The sequence below is a fragment of the Mycobacterium sp. genome, from assembly GCF_032159565.1.
In the GTDB taxonomy this organism is placed as follows: domain Bacteria; phylum Actinomycetota; class Actinomycetes; order Mycobacteriales; family Mycobacteriaceae; genus Mycobacterium.
The window spans coordinates 1-5,231 of the sequence record NZ_JAVHWR010000111.1; the positions used below are offsets into that span (position 1 = coordinate 1).

The 5,231-nt window shown below is 65.1% G+C and carries 8 protein-coding genes; 4 read left to right on the forward strand and 4 right to left on the reverse strand.

Annotated features, from left to right (window positions below; all coding sequences use genetic code 11):
* Nucleotides 1-186: hypothetical protein (locus QOC76_RS13940; protein ID WP_526357428.1), on the reverse strand; the 186-nt coding region annotated here is incomplete at its 3' end.
* On the opposite strand from QOC76_RS13940, the gene QOC76_RS13945 reads away from it, so the two are divergent.
* Both QOC76_RS13945 and QOC76_RS13950 read left to right on the forward strand, forming a co-directional pair.
* Entirely contained in the window at nt 164-1,357 is a 1,194-nt protein-coding gene (locus QOC76_RS13945; RefSeq protein ID WP_526357429.1) for a PE-PPE domain-containing protein, read from the forward strand. The two genes, QOC76_RS13940 and QOC76_RS13945, sit on opposite strands and share 23 nt — an antisense overlap.
* A gap of 40 nt (nt 1,358-1,397) precedes the next feature.
* Nucleotides 1,398-2,192: an alpha/beta hydrolase gene (locus QOC76_RS13950; RefSeq protein ID WP_526357430.1), complete on the forward strand. Its 795-nt coding sequence runs from the start codon at nt 1,398-1,400 to the stop codon at nt 2,190-2,192.
* Here the strand turns inward: QOC76_RS13950 and QOC76_RS13955 are convergent.
* Nucleotides 2,186-2,518, reverse strand: coding sequence for a DUF2267 domain-containing protein (locus QOC76_RS13955; protein ID WP_526357431.1), 333 nt, complete (start codon nt 2,516-2,518; stop codon nt 2,186-2,188). The genes QOC76_RS13950 and QOC76_RS13955 overlap by 7 nt on opposite strands.
* Nucleotides 2,519-2,573: 55 nt before the next feature.
* Between QOC76_RS13955 and QOC76_RS13960 the strand changes: the two genes are divergently transcribed.
* Nucleotides 2,574-3,692 (forward strand): NAD(P)H-dependent flavin oxidoreductase, encoded by a 1,119-nt coding sequence (locus tag QOC76_RS13960; protein WP_526357432.1) that lies wholly within the window; start codon nt 2,574-2,576, stop codon nt 3,690-3,692.
* On the opposite strand, the gene QOC76_RS13965 is transcribed toward QOC76_RS13960, so the two are convergent.
* Together QOC76_RS13965 and QOC76_RS13970 are read right to left on the reverse strand one after the other, a co-directional pair.
* A complete protein-coding gene (locus QOC76_RS13965; protein ID WP_526357433.1) occupies nt 3,681-4,121 on the reverse strand; it encodes a DUF5990 family protein in 441 nt (146 codons plus the stop codon). The genes QOC76_RS13960 and QOC76_RS13965 overlap by 12 nt on opposite strands.
* A 38-nt stretch (nt 4,122-4,159) precedes the next feature.
* On the reverse strand, nt 4,160-4,606 hold the full coding sequence (locus QOC76_RS13970) for a nitroreductase family deazaflavin-dependent oxidoreductase (RefSeq protein WP_526357434.1): 447 nt from the start codon (nt 4,604-4,606) through the stop codon (nt 4,160-4,162).
* Between the two features lie 224 nt (nt 4,607-4,830).
* On the opposite strand from QOC76_RS13970, the gene QOC76_RS13975 reads away from it, so the two are divergent.
* Nucleotides 4,831-5,231: DUF222 domain-containing protein (locus tag QOC76_RS13975; protein WP_526357435.1), on the forward strand; the 401-nt coding region annotated here is incomplete at its 3' end.

Consider the following 5,231-nt stretch of genomic DNA (forward strand, 5'->3'; position numbering starts at 1 on the left):
GAGGGCTCCCATGGCAGGCAGGCACAGCAAGCGTTCTCGACCGGCGGCCGCGGTTGCGGCTGTAGTGGCGCCAGCGGGGCTGGCCGCTGCGGCAATGGCCGTCACCAGCATGGCGGGGGGCGTCGCCGCGGACACGACGTCGGCCGCGAAGCCGCCGTCGGCGGTGGATCTGCTGGCGCTGATCACGCCCGCGAACTCGACGGCACAGATCTTCGCGGGCACGACGTACTACGGCAACGATTACACGCAGCCGCCGCCCGACGGATACGGCACACAGGAGGTCGTTCCGTTCTTCCAGGGGCCGGCGGGCATCGCGGATTCAATCGTGGCGCATAAAGGCGACCCAACGAAAACCGGCGTAGTGGCGTCGGGATGGGGCGCCGGCCAGACTGGTACCGCGCTGGCCGGAATGTCATCGATCGACAAATCGAACGTCGCATTTGTCATCCTCGATAACAACACCAACCGGGCTGGCGGCGGCTTCTGGACGACCTATGCACCATTCGCTCCGCTGCTGGGTACCTTGGCGACCGCGACACCAAGCGACCTGGGCGTCCCCACGCTGGACGTGGCGTATGAGTACAACATCAACTCCGATGCCCCGGTTGACCCGCTCAATCCCTTCGCCCTAGGAAACAGTCTGGCCGCCTACGCCTATGGCTACGGTGCGCAGTCCACAGCGGTGATTCCGCCCGACATCATGGCTGAGGCACAGAGCACGGACCCCAAAACGAAGCACTATGCCTACGTCATCGACACAAAAGGCAACATTGTGAATGACGCGGAGGGCAACCCGATGAAGAAGGAGGTGTCCGGAACCACCACCTACGTGACGATTCAGCAGGACAACCTGCCTTTGACGCGGCCACTGCGACTGATTCCCGGCGGTGACATCGTCGCCGATGCAATCGACCCGACCATGACTGACCTCGTGAACGCCGGCTACAACGACGGCAAAGGCGTGACAGGCAGCGAAGCGATACCGAAAGATCCGACCGTGACTCGGCCGATGCAACCGGGTTCGTCGTTAGGCGCCCTGGGCGATGTGCCGGGTTCCGTACCAATCGGCCTGGCGAAGGGTGGTGCCACGGCGCAAGACGACCTGCAGAATCCGACCAACTTGGTGGTGAAGCCCGTGGGCGAGGTAGGAAAGCTGCCGGTGATCAACGGAGCAGGCCTGCCATCGTTGCCGGGCTTGAGCACGACAGGTGGAAACCTGTTCGCGCCGAACTCAAAGCCCGCGGGCACCGCGGCGACCGGCGGCAGCGGCCTGAAGAACTTCAGTGACAAAATCAACGACGCGGTCAACAAGGTGACCGGGGGCCTGACAGCCGCGAAGCCCGGCGCCTCGAACTAGACAGCGGCGGATTCTCGCCACGGCGCTTATCGTCACGCTCGTGGCTTCCGCACTGATCGTCGCGATCCGAACGCAGCAGCGTCGGCTGATCTACTTTCCGACGCGTGATCCCGTGCCGTCCGCTGCGACAGTTCTTCCCGGCGGTCGCGACGTCGTTCTCGACACCGAGGACGAAAAGCGCTTGGGCGCTTGGTTTTTGCCTACACCAGGCGGACAACGCGGGCCGGCGGTCATCGTGTTCAACGGCAACGGGGGAGACCGTGCCGGCCGGGCGATCCTTGCCACAGGTCTGTCCCGGCTTGGACTATCGGTGCTGCTCTTCGACTACCGCGGATACGGCGGCAACCCCGGCACTCCGTCTGAGAAGGGGTTGGCCGCGGATGCCAGGGCGGCGCAAGCCTGGCTCGCGAAGCAGCCAGAGGTCGACCCCACCAGGATCGTCTACTTCGGCGAATCCCTCGGCGCCGCAGTCGCTATCGGGCTGTCGACAGAACGGCCGCCGGCCGCGCTGGTGCTTCGCTCGCCGTTCACGTCGCTGGCCGACGTCGGTAAGGCGCACTATCCGTGGCTGCCGGTCGGCCGGCTGCTCGTCGACCGCTACCCGTCGATCGACCGGATCGGGTCGCTGTCGACTCCCATCATGGTGATCGCCGGTGACCGCGACGACGTCGTCCCCGAGTCGCTGAGCCGAAAGCTGTACGACGCGGCCCCCGAGCCCAAGCGCTATCTGCTAGTGCCCGGCACCGGGCACAACGAGCCAGAACTCGCCGACGGTCGCGGCATGCTCGATGAGGTGGGCTCGTTCCTGTCGGAAGCCGGCGTACTCCGTCAGTGAACGGGCGCGCCGAACACCAGATCGGCATAGTCGGCGGGTAACTGCGAGACCATGTTGTCCCATTCGAAGGGGTCGACGGCCGCCTTGACCCCAGCCATCACGGCTCGGGCATGCTGTCGCGCGTCGTCGCGTCCGGTGTCTTCGAGCTCGCCGACTCGGTCGTAGAACTCGTCTACGGAAAACTGTCGGCTGGGATCGAGCGGTTCCCCTGTGGCCAAACAGTGGCCGAGCACCGTGAGGGTGGCGTACGCGGCCCGCTCAATTTCATCGTCCTTTTCGAGGTCCGAGTTGTTCCGAATCGCCGAGAACAGCACCTCATCCTTCATGCGCTGCGGATACCCCTGTACCCGATCGTTCAACCCGAGGTTGATACTGACTCTCGTGACGCCCGCGATCTGTGCACAGTTCGGCATCGACTTTCCGCTCTTCGCGTTCAGCCACTGCCGCGATGTGGTGGCCGCGGTGACGAACGCCGGCGGTTTCGGCGTCCTCGGTGGGACGGCGTTCACGCCCGAGCAGCTCGACAAAGAGCTCGCGTGGATCGACGACCAGGTGGGCGACAAGTCGTATGGACTCGACCTGATCGTGCCCGCCACCTACGAGGGCAAGGGCGAGAAGTTGTCGTCGGCAGACCTCGCCGAGCGGATCCCAGACGAGTTCCGAGGGTTCGTCGCCGACCTCCTGGCCGCACACGATATCGAGTCCGACCCGAAACCGTTCGTCGGCGGCTCCTCGCTGTCAGGCAACACCGGCCGCGATCTGCTCGACGTTGCGATGAGCCATCCGATCAAGTTGATCGCCAATGCGCTGGGCGTGCCGCCGGACTACATGATCGATGCGGGCAAGGAGCGTGGCATTCCCGTCGCCGCACTGGTCGGCGCCAAGGAACATGCCGTCAAGCAAGTTGCGGCCGGCGTGGATCTCATTGTGGCGCAAGGAACCGAAGCCGGTGGCCACTGCGGCGAGGTGACGACGATGGTGCTGATTCCCGAAGTCATCGAGGCCATCGACGGGGCGGTGCCTGTGCTGGCCGCCGGCGGTATCGTCACCGGAAGGCAGATGGCCGCCGCCGTCGCGATGGGCGCCGACGGCGCGTGGACGGGATCGGTCTGGCTCACGACGGAGGAAGCCGAGACCGCACCCTATACCGTGCAGAAGTTCCTCGCCGCGACGTCGCGGGACACCATCCGCTCGACGGGTCGGACGGGAAAGCCTGCGCGCCAATTGAAGTCGGATTGGACGGCTGCTTGGCAACCGAACGACGGCGGCCACAAGACGCTGCCGCTACCGCTGCAGTCGATGTTGTCCGAGCCGATCATCCGACGGGTCGATGTGCTTGCCTCCCAGGGCCATCCGGGAGCACAGGCGCTGGCGACCTACTTCGTCGGGCAGGGCGTCGGGCTGATGAACAAGGTCAAGCCCGCCCGCGAAGTAGTGCGCGAATTCATCGAAGATTATCTCGCCGCAACCGAACGGCTGAGCAACTCGCTACCCGACTGACCATTCGATCATCGGCGGCCGCACCGCCGCACACAGCGGCTGACCCTTGACGTCGGTGAGCCCGAGTCGGCCGACCAGCACGCCCGACTTCGCCGCCTTCGCGAGGACGCTGTCGGGTACGCCGTCGAGCATCAGCTTCGCGCGGCGGAACATGTCCATGCGGCCGTCGCCGTCGACGCTGCCCCAGTTCAGATAGATGAACCGGTCGCCGGGCCCGCCCTGTATGTACGGGCCTCGCACATCCGGGCCGTTCACTTCGCAGTCGATCGTCCACGTCACCATGGTGGTGTCGCCCGGCTGGAGGTTCAGCAGCTCCGGTGGCCGCCGTTTGGTCTGCATGCCGATGTGGACGTTCGAGTAGCCGGGGAAGTTGTGGCCGGACGGACAGTCGCGGCCGGGCAGGTCGGTGCCGATGATGCGTAGCTGCACGTACCCAGTCTGGTCGACGAGTGTCGCGACAAGCGTGACTAGTTGAACGTGATGCGTACCGAAATGGGATCGCTTTGGAGTGCGCGCATCCCGAGGACAGTGACGGACTGGCTGAGCTTGCTGTCGCCGCCGAAGCTGCGGGCCCTGGCGACGACGTCGTCATCGGGTACGAACGCCGCTGTGCCCTCACGCCATCGATTCTTGACGCGGACGCGCACCTTGGGGTCGGCAGTGATGTTGTGCGCCCAGCCGGCCCGCTTGCCGTGCTGGGAGATGACCCAGACGCCGGTGTCGTCCGCGCGACCGGTGAGCGGAACCCGCCGCGGCTGACCTGTCTTGGAGCCGGTGGTCTCCAACTCGACCGTCGATGACCCGCGAATGCCGATCTTGTCGAGTGCTGCGACAAGCGGGTTGACGACCGTGCGACCGACCTGCCGCTCGAACTTGAATTTCCGCAGCGCTTTGCGGGAATCGACAGCGGCCATGGGCGGCACCTTCCGTTGAAGTTAGGTTAACGACGATAATAGAAAGAGCGATCAAGTACAAGGGTCCGCGAATCTCCAAGTCATCCGCCACAGCTGGCCGTCGCGTCTGATGACGGTGTGGCTCAAGACCAGCGCGACGTGCACCGCGATAACCGCCAGCAGCCATAGCCATGTCCACTCGCCGCGAGAGCAGTTTGTCGGTGCTTCGAACTAGTGTTCGAAGCATGAGTTCGAGTCGAGGCGCCATTGAGGCGGCATTCGACGGTCTCGACAGCGCGTTCGAGGCGGTCGCCGCGTTGTCCTTCGACGTGCTCACCGCCACCGAGAGGCAGAGATTGCTCGCTCGGCTGGAGACTCACCGCCGTCGCCTGCCGATCGCAGAGCATCCCCTGATCAACAAGCTGGCCACCGAAAGTGCTCCAGAGACGTTAGGCGCCAAGACGCTCACCGAGGCGCTGACGATCGGCCTGCGCATCAGCGAGACCGAGGCGCGGCGTCGCATCCGCGAGGCCGAAGATCTGGGCCCGCGTACCGCATTGTCCGGTGAACTTCTCGAGCCCCGGCTGCCAACCACCGCGACCGGTCAGGCCGCTGGGCTCATCGGCGCTGAGAACGTCAAGGTGAT